16 protein-coding genes and 8 tRNA genes are annotated in these 20,017 nt (G+C 42.8%); 16 read left to right on the top strand and 8 right to left on the bottom strand.

Features of this window, described 5'->3' with window-relative positions; translation table 11 throughout:
• Positions 1-114 precede the first annotated feature (114 nt).
• Positions 115-1,554, top strand: coding sequence for a pyruvate kinase (gene pyk, locus L1D21_RS06500; RefSeq protein WP_239844433.1), 1,440 nt, complete (start codon positions 115-117; stop codon positions 1,552-1,554).
• A gap of 114 nt (positions 1,555-1,668) precedes the next feature.
• Here the strand turns inward: pyk and L1D21_RS06495 are convergent, their stop codons facing one another.
• The 3 genes from L1D21_RS06495 to smrA form a co-directional block, all read right to left on the bottom strand.
• On the bottom strand, positions 1,669-3,945 hold the full coding sequence (locus L1D21_RS06495) for an acyl-CoA dehydrogenase (protein WP_239844432.1): 2,277 nt from the start codon (positions 3,943-3,945) through the stop codon (positions 1,669-1,671).
• A gap of 8 nt (positions 3,946-3,953) precedes the next feature.
• Positions 3,954-4,592, bottom strand: a complete 639-nt coding sequence (locus L1D21_RS06490; protein WP_239844431.1) for a TetR/AcrR family transcriptional regulator — start codon at positions 4,590-4,592, stop codon at positions 3,954-3,956.
• A 172-nt stretch (positions 4,593-4,764) separates the two neighbouring features.
• On the bottom strand, positions 4,765-5,352 hold the full coding sequence (smrA, locus tag L1D21_RS06485; protein WP_239844430.1) for a DNA endonuclease SmrA: 588 nt from the start codon (positions 5,350-5,352) through the stop codon (positions 4,765-4,767).
• Positions 5,353-5,666: 314 nt separating this feature from the next.
• On the opposite strand from smrA, the gene L1D21_RS06480 reads away from it, so the two are divergent.
• Together L1D21_RS06480 and L1D21_RS06475 are read left to right on the top strand one after the other, a co-directional pair.
• Positions 5,667-6,224, top strand: coding sequence for a DUF4440 domain-containing protein (locus tag L1D21_RS06480; protein WP_239844429.1), 558 nt, complete (start codon positions 5,667-5,669; stop codon positions 6,222-6,224).
• Positions 6,225-6,232: 8 nt separating this feature from the next.
• The gene (locus tag L1D21_RS06475; RefSeq protein ID WP_239844428.1) at positions 6,233-6,712 is read left to right on the top strand and encodes a YchJ family metal-binding protein; all 480 of its coding nucleotides are present in this window, start codon (positions 6,233-6,235) and stop codon (positions 6,710-6,712) included.
• On the opposite strand, the gene L1D21_RS06470 is transcribed toward L1D21_RS06475, so the two are convergent.
• The 3 genes from L1D21_RS06470 to L1D21_RS06460 all read right to left on the bottom strand — a co-directional run bounded on the left by L1D21_RS06470 (position 6,684) and on the right by L1D21_RS06460 (position 9,881).
• Entirely contained in the window at positions 6,684-8,873 is a 2,190-nt protein-coding gene (locus L1D21_RS06470; RefSeq protein ID WP_239844427.1) for an EAL domain-containing protein, read from the bottom strand. The genes L1D21_RS06475 and L1D21_RS06470 overlap by 29 nt on opposite strands.
• A 143-nt stretch (positions 8,874-9,016) precedes the next feature.
• Positions 9,017-9,304 (bottom strand): DUF406 family protein, encoded by a 288-nt coding sequence (locus tag L1D21_RS06465; protein ID WP_239844426.1) that lies wholly within the window; start codon positions 9,302-9,304, stop codon positions 9,017-9,019.
• Positions 9,305-9,389: 85 nt separating this feature from the next.
• Positions 9,390-9,881 carry a VC2046/SO_2500 family protein gene (locus L1D21_RS06460; RefSeq protein ID WP_239844425.1) on the bottom strand — a complete coding sequence of 164 codons (492 nt, stop codon included), beginning with the start codon at positions 9,879-9,881 and terminating at the stop codon, positions 9,390-9,392.
• 125 nt (positions 9,882-10,006) lie between these two features.
• Between L1D21_RS06460 and L1D21_RS06455 the strand changes: the two genes are divergently transcribed.
• The 4 genes from L1D21_RS06455 (at position 10,007) to L1D21_RS06440 (ending at position 11,727) form a co-directional block, all read left to right on the top strand.
• A tRNA-Tyr gene (locus tag L1D21_RS06455) sits at positions 10,007-10,091 on the top strand.
• A gap of 29 nt (positions 10,092-10,120) precedes the next feature.
• Positions 10,121-10,205: transfer RNA gene (locus L1D21_RS06450), tRNA-Tyr, on the top strand.
• Between the two features lie 42 nt (positions 10,206-10,247).
• Positions 10,248-10,332, top strand: a tRNA-Tyr gene (locus tag L1D21_RS06445).
• 333 nt (positions 10,333-10,665) lie between these two features.
• Entirely contained in the window at positions 10,666-11,727 is a 1,062-nt protein-coding gene (locus tag L1D21_RS06440) for a PLP-dependent cysteine synthase family protein (RefSeq protein WP_239844424.1), read from the top strand.
• Positions 11,728-11,868: 141 nt separating this feature from the next.
• On the opposite strand, the gene queE is transcribed toward L1D21_RS06440, so the two are convergent.
• Entirely contained in the window at positions 11,869-12,537 is a 669-nt protein-coding gene (gene queE / locus L1D21_RS06435) for a 7-carboxy-7-deazaguanine synthase QueE (protein ID WP_239844423.1), read from the bottom strand.
• Positions 12,538-12,707: 170 nt separating this feature from the next.
• On the opposite strand from queE, the gene queC reads away from it, so the two are divergent.
• Both queC and rrtA read left to right on the top strand, forming a co-directional pair.
• The gene (gene queC / locus L1D21_RS06430; protein WP_239844422.1) at positions 12,708-13,391 is read left to right on the top strand and encodes a 7-cyano-7-deazaguanine synthase QueC; all 684 of its coding nucleotides are present in this window, start codon (positions 12,708-12,710) and stop codon (positions 13,389-13,391) included.
• Positions 13,385-13,966 (top strand): rhombosortase, encoded by a 582-nt coding sequence (gene rrtA / locus L1D21_RS06425; RefSeq protein WP_239844421.1) that lies wholly within the window; start codon positions 13,385-13,387, stop codon positions 13,964-13,966. The genes queC and rrtA overlap by 7 nt, the downstream gene beginning before the upstream one ends.
• Before the next feature lie 39 nt (positions 13,967-14,005).
• On the opposite strand, the gene uvrB is transcribed toward rrtA, so the two are convergent.
• Positions 14,006-16,024 (bottom strand): excinuclease ABC subunit UvrB, encoded by a 2,019-nt coding sequence (uvrB, locus tag L1D21_RS06420; RefSeq protein WP_239844420.1) that lies wholly within the window; start codon positions 16,022-16,024, stop codon positions 14,006-14,008.
• 748 nt (positions 16,025-16,772) lie between these two features.
• On the opposite strand from uvrB, the gene L1D21_RS06415 reads away from it, so the two are divergent.
• From L1D21_RS06415 to rsxA, 7 genes are all read left to right on the top strand, one after another.
• A tRNA-Asn gene (locus L1D21_RS06415) sits at positions 16,773-16,848 on the top strand.
• Positions 16,849-16,909: 61 nt separating this feature from the next.
• Positions 16,910-16,985: transfer RNA gene (locus L1D21_RS06410), tRNA-Asn, on the top strand.
• 29 nt (positions 16,986-17,014) lie between these two features.
• Positions 17,015-17,090: transfer RNA gene (locus L1D21_RS06405), tRNA-Asn, on the top strand.
• 31 nt (positions 17,091-17,121) lie between these two features.
• Positions 17,122-17,197 (top strand) — tRNA-Asn (locus tag L1D21_RS06400).
• Positions 17,198-17,228: 31 nt separating this feature from the next.
• Positions 17,229-17,304: transfer RNA gene (locus L1D21_RS06395), tRNA-Asn, on the top strand.
• 121 nt (positions 17,305-17,425) lie between these two features.
• On the top strand, positions 17,426-19,342 hold the full coding sequence (locus L1D21_RS06390; RefSeq protein WP_239844419.1) for an EAL domain-containing protein: 1,917 nt from the start codon (positions 17,426-17,428) through the stop codon (positions 19,340-19,342).
• Between the two features lie 94 nt (positions 19,343-19,436).
• Positions 19,437-20,015: an electron transport complex subunit RsxA gene (rsxA, locus tag L1D21_RS06385; protein WP_239844418.1), complete on the top strand. Its 579-nt coding sequence runs from the start codon at positions 19,437-19,439 to the stop codon at positions 20,013-20,015.
• Positions 20,016-20,017 lie beyond the last annotated feature (2 nt).

Genomic DNA, 20,017 nt, shown 5'->3' with positions numbered 1-20,017 from the left:
GCGTTGGTCACAAAAATAATAACTTGAGATAGATCATTTTGTTTGTAATTTTCCTACAAAAGGCCAATTTGTCTGTTAATATAGAGGTAGAATTTAAACTTAACGGAGTATCTCATGTTCCGCAGAACTAAAATTGTGACCACACTTGGTCCAGCCACCGATCGCGACGATAATTTACGTCGTATTATTAAAGCTGGCGCTAACGTTGTTCGTCTAAATTTCTCCCATGGCTCACCTGAAGATCATCTAAAACGCGCTACCGACGTTAGAAACATCGCCAAAGAACTTGGTGTTCATGTTGCTATCTTAGGTGATCTGCAAGGTCCTAAAATCCGCGTATCAACTTTCAAAGATAATAAGAAAGTCCAATTAGATTTAGGCAAGGCTTTTATCCTCGATGCAGACTTAGCCAAAGGTGAAGGTGATGAAAACCAAGTCGGTATCGATTACAAAGAGCTACCTCAAGATGTGACTGTTGGTGACATCTTAATGCTTGATGATGGTCGTGTTCAGTTAAGAGTTGAAAAAGTTGACGGTAATAAAGTACATACTACGGTTACTGTCGCAGGGCCTTTATCAAACAATAAAGGTATTAACAAAAAAGGTGGTGGCTTATCTGCTGCAGCATTAACAGAAAAAGATAAGCAAGATATCATCACTGCCGCTCAAATTAAGGTAGATTACCTTGCCGTCTCCTTCCCTCGCAGCGGTGCCGATCTAAATTATGCGCGTGAATTAGCTCAGAAAGCAGGTAGTAACGCATTAATTGTCTCAAAAGTTGAACGTGCAGAAGCCGTTGTTTCTGATGAAGCCATGGATGATGTCATTTTGGCTTCTGACGCTGTCATGGTTGCTCGTGGCGATTTGGGTGTGGAAATTGGTGATGCTGCACTAGTTGCGGTCCAAAAGAAACTGATAAGCCGCTCTCGCCAGTTGAATAAGAGCGTGATCACCGCAACTCAAATGATGGAATCGATGATAAGCAGCCCAATGCCAACTCGCGCAGAAGTAATGGACGTGGCTAACGCGGTTCTCGATGGTACCGATGCAGTAATGCTTTCAGCCGAAACCGCTGCTGGTGACTTCCCAGAAGAAACCGTGATGGCTATGGCCAACGTATGTCTTGGCGCCGAAGCCCACCCAAGTGTACAAGTATCTAAGCACCGTTTAGATGAGCGTTTCACCTCTGTTGAAGAAACCATTGCCCTTGCGACTATGTACGCCGCTAATCACCTTGAAGGTGTTAAAGCTATCGTCGCTTTAACTGAATCAGGTGCAACCCCACAATTGATGTCACGCATCAGTTCGGCATTACCAATCTTAGCCCTGTCCCGTCATGATGTGACACTGGCTAAAATGGCGCTGTATCGTGGTGTTCAGCCAGTATATTTTGATTCTACGGCACATAGCGCTGAACTTCTTGCTCAGCGTGCACTAGAAGCATTGCAAGCCAAAGGCTATCTTAACTCTGGTGATATGGTATTAATGACTAAAGGCGATGCGATGGAGACCATTGGCGGTACCAATACCTGTAAGGTATTAGTGGTCGCTTAATCATTTTCACGCTTGTTAGCTCTAAAGTTTTAGATTTTACAAAAGCTAGAGACGAAAAAAGGGTACGCATTACGTACCCTTTTTATTGCCTGAATTTAAGCTACTGGCGTCGCATTACAAGTTTTCAAAATCATCCACATCGATGGCTATCTTGCGTAGGATATCGGCATCGACTAACAATTGATGTTCACTTTGATCGATAATCCCAGCAGACAAGGCCTGTTCAAATAATTCTGTGCCACCAAGTTTTCTGGGTAATTTATTGCCCTTCTGTGCCTGTTTAATTTTTCTCATTAATGGCAAACACAGATGCTGCGCCATAAAGGCTTTTTCAACGTCGGCAACTCCCCCTTTATCACCGCTGAAATCTGGGCAAAGGAAAGTTAATCTGTCCCTTGCAGGTCCAGGCTTCAGCAAGGATTGGCAGATGTTAATCGCCAATGAATCATCCGGCTTATGGAAATGATTACCGAATGGAAAAATCATCACTCGCATTAACCAAGCAACGGGACGATTTGGGAAGTTTCTTAACACCGCCTGTATAGCTTGTGCAGCCTTATACAACCTAGTTTGCATAACATAATGAACTATTGGCAGATCATCTTGTTGACGGCCATTATCTTCGAACAGTTTTAAGGTAGCCGATCCCAGATAAAGCTCACTTAAGATATCCCCAAGACGGGCAGATAACATCTCTTTTCGCTTAAGATCGCCGCCCATCACTAACATGGCAAGATCAGACATAAAGGCTAATGCTGCCGAAATTCGGCTCATCTGCTGATAATAAGTTCTGGTGGAACCACTCACTGGTGCAGAATTAAAACGGCTTCCCGATAGCGCACACCACAAGGCACTAAAAGCATTGCGAGTAGCATAACCAATATGTCCTAGCAGTAAATTATCAAAACGTTCTAGTGCAACACTGTTATCTTCCATTGCTGCGGCTTCCATCTCAGCCAGAACATAAGGATGGCAACGCGTCGCACCTTGGCCGAATATCATCAAGCTTCGGGTAAGAATATTGGCGCCTTCAACCGTAATGGAAATAGGCGTTGACATATAGCCATGGCCTAAATAGTTTTTAGGCCCAAGTTGGATCCCCTTACCCGCTTGAATATCCATCGCATCATTTAATACATCTCGCCCAAGCTCTGTCATGTGGTATTTGGCGATGGCTGTGACCACTGAGGGTTTCATTTTCAGATCTATGCCCGTTGTCGTCAGATGGCGCGCGGCTTCTAACTGATAAGTGTTGGCAATAATACGCACTAAAGCTTCTTGGACACCCTCAAATTGACCGATCGCAACCCCAAACTGCTGTCTCACCGCACTGTATGCCGTAGTCGTTTTAGTGGCTAAGTGACCCGTCGCCGTGGCCATTGCTGGCAGCGAGATCCCGCGTCCTGCAGATAAACACTCGACTAACATACGCCAGCCACGACCTGCATACTGAGGCCCACCGATAATCCAATCCAACGGAATAAAAACATTGTCGCCGGTTGTGGTACCGTTCATAAATGCCATATTCAATGGATTATGACGACGACCAATATTCACGCCAGGATGGTCGGTTGGGATCAGCGCACAGGTAATACCGATATTTTTTTGATCGCCGAGTAAGCCATCGGGATCACGCATTTGGAAAGCTAAGCCTAATACTGTTGCTACTGGCGCTAAGGTAATATAACGCTTATTCCAAGTCAGATTTAAACCCAGTACCTGCTCACCGTTAAATTCACCTCGGCACACAATGCCAGTGTCTGGAATCGCGCTGGCATCTGAGCCCGCATCCGGTGCCGTCAAAGCAAAACAAGGTACATCCTTTCCGCTTGCTAAGCGAGGAAGCCAATAATCTCTTTGCTCCTTAGTACCATAGTGAGTTAACAATTCCCCTGGACCTAATGAGTTAGGCACCATGACACTCACAGCAGCACTCGCGCTACGACTGGCTAATTTACTAACAATGGTTGAATTGGCATAGGCAGAAAACGCCTTTCCGCCATACTCTTTAGGAATAATTAACGCAAAAAAGCCTTCATCTTTAAAGTACTTCCATAACTCAGGAGGTAGATCTTTACGCTGATGAACAATGTCATAATCATCTATCATCTTCAGGGCCGTCATCACCTGATTATCGATAAATGCCTTTTCCTCTTCATTAAGTCGAGATTTACCGTAACTGTGCAGCGTTTCCCAGTTAGGCTTGCCACGAAATAGCTCACCTTCCCACCACACATCGCCCGCTTCCATGGCTTCTTTTTCAGTGCTGGATAATGGAGGTAAGACTTTCTTAAAAAATGAAAATATTGGTCGTGTAATGAATTGCATGCGGATGTTTTTAACACCAAAAAGTACTATCACGACTAATAGTACTAGAAGAAAAACAGACATAACGCCCCCTATTGGGTACTAACAGGCACTGCGACACCGGCAGCGAGATATGGAATAACTTTACGGATCACGGCTTCAATATCATTATGTTCATCGAAATCGGCTTCAGCAATTTCATTAAGCGCATCGGCTGAGGCCATAGTGAAAACCACAGTCCCTAAGGTAAAGTGTAGACGCCAAAACATCTCTGCAGGAGGAATATGTGGCGCGCTTTCAGCTACAGCTTTAACAAACTTAGACAGGTGTTCACCGTAATGAGTGGTAATAAACCAGCGCAAATGCCCCTGACTCTCAATATAACCACGCCCTAATAGTTGTAGAAAAGTACTGGTGCCGTCGGCTTTAAACTTGTTAAGCTCGAGTAATGGCTTGACTAAAGATGAAAAAATATCATTTAGAGACGGATCGCTGCCTTGTCTTAATGATTCAATTTCAGCGGAGGCTTCGGGCATAAAGCGGTCTAAATAACGCGCTAAAACAGCCCTAATTAACTCCTTTTTTGAGCCAAAATGGTAATTAACCGATGCTAGGTTTACTTCCGCCTTACTGGTAATAAGTCTTAGAGAGGTTTCTGAAAATCCACGTTCAGCAAATAACTTTTCTGCGGCATCCAGAATGCGGGTTTTAGTATCAGAACGATTTGCCATTGCGTGACCTTAATTTTTAATTTAAAACATGCGTTTAAATTAAACATTGGTTCACTTTTTGTCAAATGAATTTGAGCTAACATCATCAGAACGTAAGATAGATATGATTTTCGTTAATCGATGAAGCTATCAATTAAAATTTATCAGCAGAATAATTAATGACAATCTTGAATTAACGAATATTGGCTCCTTTACGGGTCAACTCTCGAGTATCTGCTTTGGCTTGTTCTGATTTTGCTAACATCAGCATTAACGCACCATTCCCGCCCAATGACTTTATAGCACTGTGATAAGCCTTTACGGTTTCAATATGCTGCAGCCAATGGGCCAAAAAGGACTTTATTAATGCCGGAATGGGTTTGTTATGTACACCTGTACCATGGATAACCAACACATTGCGAAAGTTTTGTTTAATACAGATGTCAATATAATCGACTAAGGCTTCTCTGGCATGCTGAACCGTCAAGCCACGAAGATCTAACGTCGCCTGCATTGGGTATTGCCCTTGCTTGAACAATCTAAATACCGAGCCTTGAACCCCTTCACAGCGATAATCAATCACGGCTTCAGGTAAAATGGCTTCGACTTGCTGTATGTCCACAGTCAAATCTGCCAATAACGTGCGTCGTTGAGTTTGTTTGAAGCGGTACTGCTGCGCCGATGACACAGAAGTTGTCACTGTACAGGCTGACTTTTCACCATGAAGTGGGATCACATCACTCATAGAAGCACGAAATAAATTAGATTCATCATCCGTCATTCGTATCTCCCTAATTAGGCATTTCAAGCAAGTTAATAAGCTATCGAAATTGTCAGAAATCAACATCTCGCCAAACATTGGCGACATTGATTAGACATAAAATTATTACCAGCAAGGTGACACAATACAAGTCATACAACTCAGCTTGTTATCCATTCGCTGGCTTTTTAAACAATAGGAAAACCTTTTCGAGCTAGCTGTAAATTATGCATGGCAGCCTTATGGCTTGATACACACTTTGTTAAGAACTAAACCTTTCCCATTAAAATGCCTTCGATTATAGTGACCTCAAATTAGTAAAACTAAATCATTACATGAAATTGACTCAATACCTGTTTATCGGCGTCATCGCTTTCATCTGTTTTCCAACAATGGCCGCAGATCACAGCAAGGACAACGAAGCCTTAAATCATCTTTACACTCAGTTTTCATTAGCTTTTAAGCAGCTGGATGCTTCTGTTTTTGAACAGGTCTATGCCATCGATGCCTGTTATATTCCTGAACAGCAAGGTAAAGAGATCACTATGGGGCGAGAGAACATTGTCGCCCTCTACAGTAAGTTTTTTGGTAAAATTAAACATAAAAAAGCCACTATTGAAGTAGATTTTCGAGTGATCGAACGCCAGTTCGATAGCCAAAGCGCCACTGATGTTGGTTATTATCTAGTACGATTTTATCCAGCGAAAGATACTGAAGAACCCATGAGTGAATTTGCCGGAAAATTTGTTAACGTGGCAAATAAAGACAGCGAAGGCCAATGGCATTTGAGGGTTGATACCAGTAATCGCTCTGAGCCGACGTTTTACTTCAAAGCAAAGCCCTCACCTAACTTATATTACGGCAGCCAGTTTGCACCTGTTCAAAGTGAATAACCTGTAAAATGAATACAGTACAATTATGCCCTTGTGGTCAGCGTCAACAACAGCAACGTCTGCAATATGAGGTTTGCTGTCAGCCTTATCACCTGGGCAATCTCCCTCAAACGCCTGAACAGTTGATGCGCAGCCGTTACAGTGCGTTTGTGTTGAAGCTGCATGATTATCTTATTGCAACTCACCACAAAACGTATTTAAACGGGCTTACTGCGGCCATCTTAGATAAAGATAATCATACGCAATGGCTTGCATTGAATGTTAACAACAGCAGCATAAATGGTGACACGGGCAGTGTAGAGTTTCATGCTTGGTACAATGAAAACGGACTAGATGCTATCCATGAGATCTCACAATTCGTCCACGAGGATGGCCGCTGGTATTACACCACGGGCGAACAACTTCCCCCTTGTTACCCTAAACGCAACGATGCCTGTTTTTGTCATAGTGGTAAAAAATTTAAGCAGTGCTGTTTAAACTTGAATTGAGTTGAGGCAATGACGCGTTGGTCTTAATAAATAGGCTAAATTCGGCTTCTCTAAGCGCTGGGCTATACAGAAATCCTTGAGCATGATGACAATGAAGCTGGGTAAGAAATTGCTCCTGCTCCTCGGTTTCAACCCCTTCAGCCGTTAATGAAATATTCAATGCTTTCGCCATGGCGATGATCGCACTGACAATTTCACGGCTTTCATGGCTAATCCCTAAATCAGAAATAAACGACCTGTCTATTTTTAATTTTGATATCGGGAATTGCTTCAAATAACGCATGGAACTGTAGCCAGTTCCAAAGTCATCGATGGCTAAACCGACACCCAACTCCGCTAATTCTTTACAAAGTTTGGTGGCATAGACGATATCTTCCATCAGCTCGGTTTCAGTGATTTCTAGAATTAGGGTTTGTGGTTTGATCTGATAGCGAGTCATAAACTGCCACACTTGATCATAAAGGTTGGTGCTGAAAAACTGCTGTGCAGCCACGTTCACATGCATGGCGATTTCGATCTTATGTCGCTGCCAGAGATGAAGCTGTTTACAAGCTGCTTCGAGTACCCACTCACCGATGGCATTAATTAAACCAGATTGTTCAGCTATGTCGATAAAAGCACCTGGATAAAGTACGCCCTTTTTCGGGTGATGCCAGCGGATTAATGCCTCTGCGGCAACATATTGCTGCGACTGAAGATCTTTTAACGGTTGATAATAAAGTTCAAATTCACGATTTTTTAATGCACTTTGTAAGTCTCGCTCTATTTGCGATCCCTCTTTAAAATTATTTAACAGCGCATTGTTGAACACTTGAATCGCATCACCCTGCTTCTTCTTGGCATATTGTAAAGCAATATCTGCACAGGTTAATGGCGAATACATCTTTTCTAAAGAGTCAATACCCACCACAGAGATCGCGGGTTTAATGTCAAATGTTTCACGAGCAATTTTAACGGGCTGCATTAATTGACTATATAAACGCTTGACCAAAGGCTCTATCAATACTTCAACGGCACTGGTATCAATCATCAAGGCAAACTCATCGCTGCCAACACGAGCAATAAACTCAATATGATTGATACTGGCAAAATGATTTAAACGACGGGCAACTTCAATCAATAGCTTATCGCCTTTCTCATGACCATAAGTATCGTTAAAACGTTTAAAGCCCATCATATCGATTAATATCAAATGTCCTCGGGTTCGGCGCTCTAACTTCTGATTGAAAAAACGACGATTATAAAGACCCGTTAAGGTGCAGTGCCACGCCAGCTGTTCTAACTCTTGTTGATGCTGACGTTCTTCAGAGCAATCCACTGCCATCACCAGCGCATAATCATTGCCACGAGAAGTGGTAAAAGGTTTCGCGGAGTAACGTAACCAATATTGGCTACCATCTTCACGAGCCATCAGAATGTCACCTTTTGCCATCAAGCCCGCTTTGACTCTATCTAAAATAGCTAACGCCTGCTCTGGCTCTTTCTTGAAAAAATTAAGCTTAGTAATGGGGTGACCCAAAATACTTTTTACCGCCACACCGGATACCGATTGATAAGCACCATTAGCATATTCAATAACATCCGATGTCAAATTGACCACCATTAACACTTGTTCTGAGTATTCAATGGCATTATGAAACAGCGCTAAACGCTCATCAGTTTCGTAGGCTCTTTGTGTCGCTAATGTCAGCGCCAGTTGATCGGCAACTTGCGCTGCGAAATTCATTTCACTTTCTAGCCACACTCGTGGCTGTTCTGACTCCAGAAACAATACCCCTTCGAGGTGACCGTTGATCCGAATGGCGATATCTAAGGTGCTACTCACATGTTTTAGGCTGAAATAATCATCATAAAAAATGCTAACTCTGCTATCTGTTGCCACATCAAGCGCATCAATAATACGGTGTTGTTTCAATTCATTGAGGTAACGGGGGCAAAACTGCGGGGCGAAGCGAAGAATATGATTAGCCTTGCCAGTATAGGCGAGAGGTTCAATATGATTATTGTCGATTGAAAAAACACAAACACCGACATTATCGACAGCCAAGTGCTCGGCAAGCAATTGAACAGCTAAATGAGCAGTCTCTTTGAACTTGCCTTGCTGCTTTTCGATTGAGTTCACTATGGACTCAAGCAGTTGCTGATATTTGCGCTTAACCATATATCCCTACAACAGATAGTTGAAAAATCACTACCTAGAAAAAGTCACTAATAGGTGACTGAATAATTATTTTTATTATAAAAACGATAAGTTACGATTCTATAAGACAAAATAATGTTAATGCAATATGTAAACGACCACACTCATAAATTATGGTGTAATTGAAAAATCATCTTCTCGGCACTGAATGCAAAAATGAGTGATAAACGCAATCCATTATCTATAGGTTCAACCTGCATTTTGACTTCAGCAAATCGCACAATGGCGGCTTGCTTTAAAGCTTCAATTTGCGCGTTTGCCTCTGAACCATATTTTTCAATGACTAATAAGGTATCGTGCTCGTCAATAACAGCACCGATATCAGCGTAACTACCACAGTCATTACAAGTATCATTCACTAAATCCGATTGAGCTTTCTTAATACTTTTCATTACCTTCGCCCTATAGAACCACCGTCGGTTGACGCTGAATATTGAATGGGAGCCATCTTATCACCTTTTATATTACAGCTTATAATCAGACTAAAATCTCTGCCATTCTTCTCTGAGCCAGCAGTTGTTCAGCAAAATGCAGATGTTGATCAAGTTTTACCGGTATCGATCGTGATTGATTGTGTCGAGCTTGAGTAAATACATCACAGTTATCTAACACTTGGGTTAAATCGCTACTTAACTCACCCCTTGTCACTAACGCCTCGGGGGTTAAATATTGCTGTAAATGAAACCCACTAAGACCTTGTTGATGAAATGTCATGCTGTTATCGACTACTTCATCCTTAGCCCCCATATCGGCTATTAATGTTTGCGCGGCTGGTAGCTCAAAATGGTCTCTAAGCTTTTGCTCAGCATCAGGCTTATGCCCTTGTAAATGAAATTGCGCCATATCGCGCATGTCGCTTGAAAGCATAGCCAAGAGCAAGCCAAACTCCCCTCGCCTGTCTGAGCTGACAGCAAGATTAAGTCTGGAGCCTAAACTGACTTCATTGATTAACAACTGATTGCTTTGCATAAATAAACGACAATAAAACGGGTAGTTGTAAATTTATCGACCGCTTGATTCACTTCTTTAGCATTAATTTTAATTATGCCCTTTACACAAGCTACGATTGTGTCTACTATTGCCGCCGCAATTGAGGAGGGGTTCCCGAGTGGCCAAAGGGATCAGACTGTAAATCTGACGGCTCCGCCTTCGAAGGTTCGAATCCTTCTCCCTCCACCATTTGCGCACAATTTGATAACGAGATATCCGGAGGGGTTCCCGAGTGGCCAAAGGGATCAGACTGTAAATCTGACGGCTCCGCCTTCGAAGGTTCGAATCCTTCTCCCTCCACCATCGTATCTCAAATCATTTTGTGTCTGGCTAAAGAAGTTATGTGGAGGGGTTCCCGAGTGGCCAAAGGGATCAGACTGTAAATCTGACGGCTCCGCCTTCGAAGGTTCGAATCCTTCTCCCTCCACCACTTTAGCCTCCATCTGTTTAATACTAACCTCCCTCCATTATTCTGAAATAGCGCTTTTACTATTTCTGTTTATATTCATCTGTTTTATTTACTCAATTCTGCTTAATCAAATCTCATTAAACCTGTTACATGCTATCTGTATAAAATCTGATTTCTATTGCAACATTCTCGACCTAATTACTGTAACTAGACCTATTGCTGATGCTAGTCGGTAATAGTTTAACGCTTGCTCATTTAAACCTATTGCCTAACCCGGTTTATCGTTATAATCCATAACCAAAAGCTATATTGAACACGATGAATCAATAATCATCGATTTATAATGGAGATGTAATGGAAAGTACTTGGGTTAATCAAGCCATAGACAAAATTGAAGCGGATTTTCAACGAAGCGCAGATACTCACCTGATTAAATTAGATATTCCTTGCTTAACTTCGGTCGATATTTATTTAAAAGATGAAAGTACTCACCCCACTGGCAGCCTTAAACATCGTTTAGCCCGCTCACTATTTCTTTATGGTTTATGTAACGGTTGGATAAATCAAGATACCCCCATAATAGAATCTTCTTCAGGTAGTACAGCAGTATCGGAGGCTTATTTTGCCCGTCTGCTCGGCTTACCCTTTATTGCGGTAATGCCCAAAACCACTGCCAAACGAAAAATTGAACAAATTGAGTTTTATGGCGGTCGCTGTCATTTCGTCGATCACTCATGCCAAATTTATGCTGAATCACAGCGACTGGCCGATGAGCTATCTGGCCATTATATGGATCAGTTTACCTATGCTGAGCGCGCTACCGATTGGCGCGGTAATAACAATATTGCCAACTCGATTTTTGAGCAGATGCAACGTGAGCCTTTTCCTATTCCTACCTGGATTGTGATGAGTCCTGGTACTGGCGGTACATCGGCGACCATTGGCCGCTATATTCGCTACCAACGTGAAACTACCAAACTGTGCGCTGTCGACCCAGAAAACTCTGTTTTTTTCGACTATTACCACAGCCGAGACCCAAAACTGACTTGCGAAAATGGCAGTAAGATTGAAGGTATTGGCCGGCCACGCGTCGAACCCTCATTTATTCCCGGTGTGGTCGATCATATGGTTAAAATTGAGGATGCGGCATCGATAGCCACCATTTATTGGCTTGAGCAACTCATTGGACGTAAAGCGGGTCCTTCAACTGGAACTAACCTTTATGGCGCATTACAGCTAGCCACACAGATGCAAGATGCCAATCAACAGGGTTCAATTGTCACCTTGCTCTGTGATGGCGGCGAACGTTACTTAGATACTTATTATGATGCGCAGTGGGTTGAGCACAATATTGGCGATATCAGTCAATATCAGCAAAAGTTGACAGAGTTTAATCAAACAGGTCGACTAGACTAAAGTAATGACCCTGTCGTTAACCTATATTAGCAATGGGTAACATTTTGGCGTGATTCAAGTATTGACAATATAACGGGAAGATATAAGAAAAGTGCTCTAAGCCGCAGTCAGAAATGACTCGCGGCTTTTTTAATCTGCTCTCTAATCGATATTAAGATATTTATGAGTCTGGATCGATAAGCGCCAATTACGTTCAATACACACTTTCATTGCCAGCTCTGTCGCTCTCGCCTTCTGACTGATGGGTTGTAAGCAGATAGTTTTATTGCTGATATCAATATCTTTAAGCAGTAGATCTAACTCGTCAATATGAGACTGTTTAGCAACTGGATGCTTTATCTCATTGGCACAATTTAGTGCTTGAGGTAAGACAGGATAACCGCCTTTCATATTGATCTTTGGCGATACCGTCACCCAAGTTTGTGAATGACATTTCACCTCAAAGGTGCCACTGGTTTCTATTTGGCATCGGTAACCTGCATCAAATAACGTACTGGTGAGTTCAGTTAGATCATACATACAGGGCTCACCGCCAGTGATCACGATATGTTCCGCAGTAAAGCCTTGAGCCACGAGCTGATCGATCAATTGCTGTGCGGTTAACTCTGCCCAACGTCCTATTTCACCGTCAACTTGGATCACTAAATCTGCATCAACACGATTTTGGCTTAAAGTTTCCCAAGTATGTTTAGTATCACACCAAGAACACCCTACTGGACATCCCTGAAGGCGGACAAAAATGGCTGGGACACCTGTAAACAACCCTTCGCCTTGGATCGTCTCAAATACTTCATTAACGGGATACTTCATATCTACCTCATCGCTGTGGGTCGGCTTTTATAGAAGATTTTGCTGTGACAAGCAAGTAAAACCACCGTTTGACGCCCTAACTCCTAACCATTAGCTATCCACTTAAGAAAATTGGCAAGCCCTTACCTGTCAGTTAAACTAATGCCAAATTCAGTACATGATAAAAGTTTATGTCAAAAGCCGTTGTCGTTTTTAGTGGTGGTCAAGACTCCACCACTTGTCTTATTCAAGCACTCACTCAATATGATGAAGTTCATGCTATCACTTTCGATTATGGACAACGTCATCGTCAAGAGATCGAGATAGCTAAGTCATTGGCTCAACAGTTGGGCGTTGTCAGCCATAAAGTCCTCGATGTCACTGTATTAAATGAACTGGCTATTTCAGCACTGACTCGTGATGCTATCGAAGTATCTACCGAGCTAATGGATAACGGCTTACCCAATACCTTTGTCCCCGGTCGAAACATTCTGTTTTTAACCTTGGCCGGAATATACGCCTATCAAATTGGTGCCGACACAGTGATCACAGGCGTTTGCGAGACCGACTTTTCTGGCTATCCTGATTGCCGCGATCAATTTATCAAAGCCATGCAATCGGCATTAGAGCAAGGTATGGATCGCCAGCTTAATATTAAAACCCCTTTGATGTGGCTGAATAAGGCACAAACATGGGCATTAGCCGATAAATATCAAAGTTTGGCTTTAGTTAGAGATGAAACCTTAACTTGCTACAACGGTATCAAGGGAACGGGTTGCGGTACTTGCCCTGCCTGTATTCTTAGAAATCAGGGCTTACAAGAATACTTAGATAATCAAACTCGCATCATGGATGAGCTTAATCAGCAATGTTAAGTCATTTAAAAAACAGCAGTAAGCCATATCTCGTCGTACTTATTGTGACGATTATCTGTACCCTGCTTTATTTTCTACACCTTGAACCGCAACTTGCCTTTCGCCGCTCAGCCATAACCGGTGGCCAGTGGTGGCGCTTAATCACAGGAAACCTACTGCACACCAATCATTGGCATCTATTAATGAACCTAGCAGGGTTATGGGTGATCGCTTTCCTGCATGAGATGCATTATAGAGCGAGTAATTTCTTAGGGATTTTTCTGTCGCTGGCGCTGCTGCAAGGCATTGGTCTTTATCTACTGTTTCCAACCCTTGGCGGCTATGTGGGTTTAAGCGGTTTGCTACATGGCTTATTTACCTATGGTGCCTTAAAAGATATTCAAAAAAAGGTGCGTTCAGGTTATCTGTTGTTTGTCGGTGTTTGCGCTAAGGTCGTCTATGAGCAACTGTATGGCGCTACCGATCAAGTCACTCAATTGATAGGCGCTCGCGTTGCCACTGAATCACACCTTGTTGGCGTGATCAGCGGTATTTTCTTATTTGTGCTATTAAGATTCGTTCGCCGCTCAACCTGATGGTCAACTGCGCCTCGATACCTGAGGCGCATTAATCATTTAAGCTTTAATCAGTGCTTCTCGAAGCTGGGCAACTTGATCCCGTAATGCCGCCGCCTGCTCAAACTCAAGATCTCTAGCATGCTGATGCATACGCTTTTCAAGTTCATCAATTTGGTGACTTAAACTCGCTGCATCAGTCGCTTGATATTTTACTTTAGCTTCGGCCACTTTTTGATATTGAGGCAAGACTTTAGCGGTATGCTCATTGTGTTCACCGACATCCATCACATCGGTGATCTTCTTAGATAACCCTTTAGGTGTTATGCCGTTAGCTAAGTTGTACTCATGTTGTTTTTCACGACGCCGGTCAGTTTCATCGATCGCCTTCTTCATCGATTTAGTGATCTTATCGCCATACAAGATCACTTTACCGTTGACGTTACGCGCCGCACGACCAATGGTCTGAATAAGTGAGCGTTCAGAACGTAAAAAGCCCTCTTTATCAGCATCTAAGATACACACCAGAGAGACTTCTGGCATATCGAGCCCCTCACGTAATAAGTTAATGCCGATCAACACATCGAATACACCCAGACGTAGATCGCGAATTATCTCAACCCGCTCTACCGTATCAATATCTGAATGCAGATAACGCACTTTAACGCCATGCTCATCCAGATATTCGGTTAAGTCTTCGGCCATACGCTTGGTTAACGTCGTTACCAATACCCGTTCATTAACCGCCACTCGCTTGCCCACTTCAGAAAGCAAGTCATCCACCTGAATAGCCACAGGACGCACTTCTATTTCGGGATCAAGTAAACCAGTCGGTCTCACCACTTGCTCGGCTATTTCGCCATCGCTCTTATCTAATTCATATTGAGCTGGAGTGGCTGAGACAAACACTGTTTGTGGCATTAAAGATTCGAATTCTTCAAATTTAAGTGGGCGATTATCCAGCGCCGACGGCAGACGGAAGCCGTATTCAACCAAGTTCATTTTCCGAGAGCGGTCACCTTTATACATGGCGCCGATTTGTGGCACCGTCACATGTGACTCATCGATGATCAATAATCCATCGGCAGGCAGATAGTCCAAAAGCGTTGGCGGGCCTTCTCCTGGACGACGTCCCGACAGATAACGAGAATAGTTTTCAATGCCAGAACAATAGCCCAACTCGGTCATCATCTCGATATCGTACTGAACACGCTCGCCGATCCGCTGCGCTTCAATTAGCTTATTATTATCGAGCAGGTACTGTTTACGTTCTCTCAATTCCTGTTTGATCTCTTCGGTCGCCGCCATGATCTTCTCACGTGGTGTGACATAGTGAGTTTTAGGATAAACAGTCGTGCGAGCAATACGCTGTAAGATATGCCCGGTTAATGGATCAAATAAACTTAGGCGCTCAATCTCCTCGTCAAACAGCTCAATTCGAATGGCGTTTTTATCTGAGTCAGCAGGGAAAATATCAATAACCTCGCCACGTACCCTAAATGTCCCTCGAGAAAGCTCAATATCATTGCGGGTATATTGCAGCTCACTGAGTCGCAATAAGATCTCTCTTTGGCCCATCAAATCGCCTTGGCGCAGATGCAGTAACATTTTCATGTAGGAGTCGGGATCGCCAAGACCATAAATGGCTGACACTGAAGCGATCAGCACCACATCTTTACGCTCTAACAACGCCTTAGTCGCAGAAAGTCGCATCTGTTCGATATGCGCATTCACCGAAGCATCTTTTTCAATAAAGGTATTGGTGGAAGGAACATAGGCTTCAGGCTGGTAATAATCGTAGTAGGAGACAAAATACTCAACCGCGTTATGGGGAAAAAACTCTTTCATCTCACCATAAAGCTGTGCAGCTAATGTTTTATTCGGCGCCATGATAATCGTCGGTCTCTGCAGCTGTTTAATCACATTCGCGACGGTGAAGGTTTTACCAGAGCCAGTGACCCCTAATAATGTCTGACACGCCAAGCCAGCTTGGATTCCATCAATTAGTTGATTAATTGCGCTAGGCTGATCTCCCGCGGGTTGATAGTGGGAAACCAGTTGAAACGACGACTCAGCCAATGTGACACTCCTAAAAACAGTAGGCCTGTATCATAATCTACCTCGCTGCTTTATCCAATTATCATTCCAGTTCATCAGTGATTTGATCAAAACAAATAAATTGTACTAATTTCGCATCTATTCATTGGAATTTAATCTGCTTGCAATGAAACTTTAATACAGGGCTGAATATCGCCAAAAATTGATACAATTTGGCTAAATCCCGCGCAATCAGGCAGTTTAATACACAAGCAGGTTGAATAAATCTATTACAAATTCGTAACGTACTACTATTTAATTCAATCTAGGTGTTGATTTTTTTAAATCATTGATTTTTATCCATTAAAAATAATGGAGCGTTTAGTTGCCATTTTAACCTCAAGCCCCTAGCCATCAGGCTTTGACAGCTTGTTTTCATTCTAGCCCACAGGTTTATCCACAGATTTAGTGGATAACTCATGCAACCATAGAGAATTCGTGGCTTTAGGCGATATTACCCCCAAATCCTATGTTGTAACTCCAGAGGTAATTTTACTACATTTCGTTTTTTGCCAGACCAAGTAAGCTATTGCCAACAATATGCATTATCTTCATCTCCTGCTATATAAAAGCTGATGTAACAAACAGCAAAATGCACAGTAAGTGATCACGATGCACATTAGATGAGCACTTAACAGCATAATTACACTTTTTTTCCTAACCTGAGTTGACTCATGTGTAAGAGCGCTTTAATATGCGCTCCGTCTTCAATGACGAGTTGCTTTATTGTTCCCCAGTAGTTCAGTCGGTAGAACGGCGGACTGTTAATCCGTATGTCACTGGTTCAAGTCCAGTCTGGGGAGCCAAAGTAATTTAGAAGTGAAGATAAAAGTGTATATGAAAATAAACACTTAAGATAAAATCGATTCCCCAGTAGTTCAGTCGGTAGAACGGCGGACTGTTAATCCGTATGTCACTGGTTCAAGTCCAGTCTGGGGAGCCAATTTTATCAAGACAATGAGTAAGTACGATTCCCCTGTAGTTCAGTCGGTAGAACGGCGGACTGTTAATCCGTATGTCACTGGTTCAAGTCCAGTCTGGGGAGCCACTTATTTGCTGTCTCAATTTGAAGTTTCGATTCCCCAGTAGTTCAGTCGGTAGAACGGCGGACTGTTAATCCGTATGTCACTGGTTCAAGTCCAGTCTGGGGAGCCACTTCAAATTATTCCAATATCCTACATTATATTCCCCAGTAGTTCAGTCGGTAGAACGGCGGACTGTTAATCCGTATGTCACTGGTTCAAGTCCAGTCTGGGGAGCCAATGTCTTCTCACTGACCTGTCAATCATTTTATAATTTCGCTTTAATCCATATTCAGTTAGACTGTCCTGCAATTAAATAAAAATTGTTTATTTTACTGACTGTTGAGGACGCTTTCGATTTATGAGCATTTCGAAAACCTTTCATCTTATCCTGTTGATTATTTTTGCTAGTCTCTCGCTAATCAACTTTAAGAGTGAACTAGACATCACCTCAACCGAAGCTAATCAGCTGCTTTCTCAATATCGACAGGATCCACTTTGGCAAAAGCCACTCCCCGTCGATGGGCACTCGCTTTACCAGCAATTACATCAGCAATACCCATTCTATTTCTTTCAATATATCCATAACCAAGACGGCGCCCTTAACCATACCCAAGGTCAAATCAATCCCGTTATCGCAGATACAATACAAGGGCTATTTACCCAAGATATCAGTGATATTAAAACGCTAACCGAGGGGCGCTTGCAGATTAGACTCAGTGACGCCGAAATCAGTAACCGAGCCAAAACTAATTTCATCAGTTATCTAAGTTCAATCTGGTCGCTTTACTTAATCATTGCCATCGTTTTTAGTCTGTTGATGGCACGATTTAATCGTGCCATCAAATACAGCAGTGATTATCTCAACACCTTGGCAGAATTAAAATTTGATGCTTTGGCTCAATCAAAATTCAAAGGGGAATTAAAACCTCTAGGTCGTGCACTCGATCGCTGCCGTAGCCAACTCAACGATAAGTTTGATGCCATATTGAAAAGTAATGAGAAGCTCAACCGCGAGGCTTATCAAGATCCGGTAACACTTTTCAGCACCCGCAGTAAATTTACCGAAAAACTAGACTACCTTTCTAAAGTCGAAAAAAGCGACTTTGGCGTCATGGCAACCATCAAAGCCACAGAACTAACTCATATCAACCAATCTCAAGGGCGAGTCGCAGGCGATAGCTATCTTGCCGGTGTCGCAACCTGTATTCGAGAGAGCCTCATAGGTATCAAGAAGGTGGAATACTTTCGGATATCCAGTGCCGATTTTGCGGTATTTATTCCCAATATCATGCTTAAGGATGCTCTACCTTTACTGAAAGAGATAAAGCTTAAATTTGATCAGTTTCAACAGACTATTGATGCCGAAGCCGTCGCTTATGTTGGACTGGTGCCCTATCAAAGTGGTACAGAAGCCTTATCTCTTATTTACCTTGGCGATGCTGCAGTCAGTATTGCACAGACTAAAGGGCCCAATAGCTACCATATTCAAGAAAAGCTTAATAATGATGAGTTATTCGGAGATGAGCATTGGAAACCTGCAATCGAAGAGATCATTAAACGCAAAGCTCTCAAATTCGATGCACAAGATATTCTTCCCTGCCGAGGAGCAGAAAAGGTCTATCGCGAGCTACTTGCACGCTTTTATAGTAGTGAAGGTAAATTCCTGCCCACCGCCACGGTTATCGCGATGGCTGAACGCCACGGCCTAAGTATCGAGCTGGATAAAGTAATTATTCTCAGTTGCTTTAGATTACTGCTCAACAATACTCTGCTTAAAGGGTCTTTTGGGATCAACATCAGCGCCTCTTCCATTACTCAACCACACTTTGTCGCTTGGATTAAAGACCTGTTCGTTAAGCAGCCTCAAATTGCTTCTCGAATCATCTTAGAAATTAATGAAGCCGGTATGCAATCTAACCTCAGCTTATCCCATAAATTTGTCAGAGAGATGCACGGCGTTGGTGCTAGGGTCTCTGTTGAGCGCTTCGGCACTGGCTTTACCTCATTTAAGTTTTTTAAAGAGGTACGTCCCGACTTCATCAAGCTCGATGCTAGTTATACTCAAGGGATCAACATTAATGACAACAACCTGTTTTTTGTGAAAATGTTTGTCGATGTCGCTCGTAAGCAATCGGTAAAAGTCATCGCAACCAGTGTCGAACGTCAGGAAGAAAAATTGACCTTGGAAAAATTGCTAGTGGATGGAATGCAAGGTTTCTATATTGCGAAGCCAAAATTAATTTCGGCTCAAGATGAGCAAACCTCAGCCACTTAAGTGTAAATTGAATTAATCCTTATGTTCTATGTGTTGTTTATCGATGCTTAAAGGTCGATAATAGCCGTTAAATTAGATATAGATACCCTTTGAGATGAGTGAATATCTCCTGCTTTTGATCGGCACAGTGCTGGTCAATAATTTTGTATTAGTCAAATTTCTTGGGCTGTGTCCCTTCATGGGCGTCTCGAGCAAATTAGAATCGGCGATCGGTATGTCCATGGCGACAACCTTTGTGCTCACGCTCGCCTCCATTTTAAGCTATCTGGTCGATAACTATCTGCTGCAACCTTTCGCGCTCGGTTATTTAAGAACCATGGCCTTTATTTTGGTTATCGCAGTTGTTGTCCAATTTACCGAAATGCTAGTGCAAAAAACCAGCGCCTCTTTACATCGTGCCTTAGGAATATATTTACCCCTCATCACCACCAACTGTGCCGTATTAGGTGTGGCATTACTCAATGTTAACGAGCAGCATAACTTCATCGAGTCAGCCATTTATGGCTTTGGCGCTGCAGTGGGTTTCTCTCTGGTGTTAATTCTCTTTTCAGCCATGCGTGAGCGACTCGCTGCTGCCGATGTACCGCAACCTTTTAAAGGCGGAGCCATCGCAATGATCACCGCAGGACTCATGTCACTCGCATTTATGGGCTTTACAGGTTTGGTAAGTTAACC

Source organism: Shewanella sp. Isolate11 (assembly GCF_022398315.1).
GTDB lineage: Bacteria > Pseudomonadota > Gammaproteobacteria > Enterobacterales > Shewanellaceae > Shewanella.
Note: the sequence above shows the minus strand (reverse complement) of the source record. Positions and strands in the feature narration are given on the sequence as shown.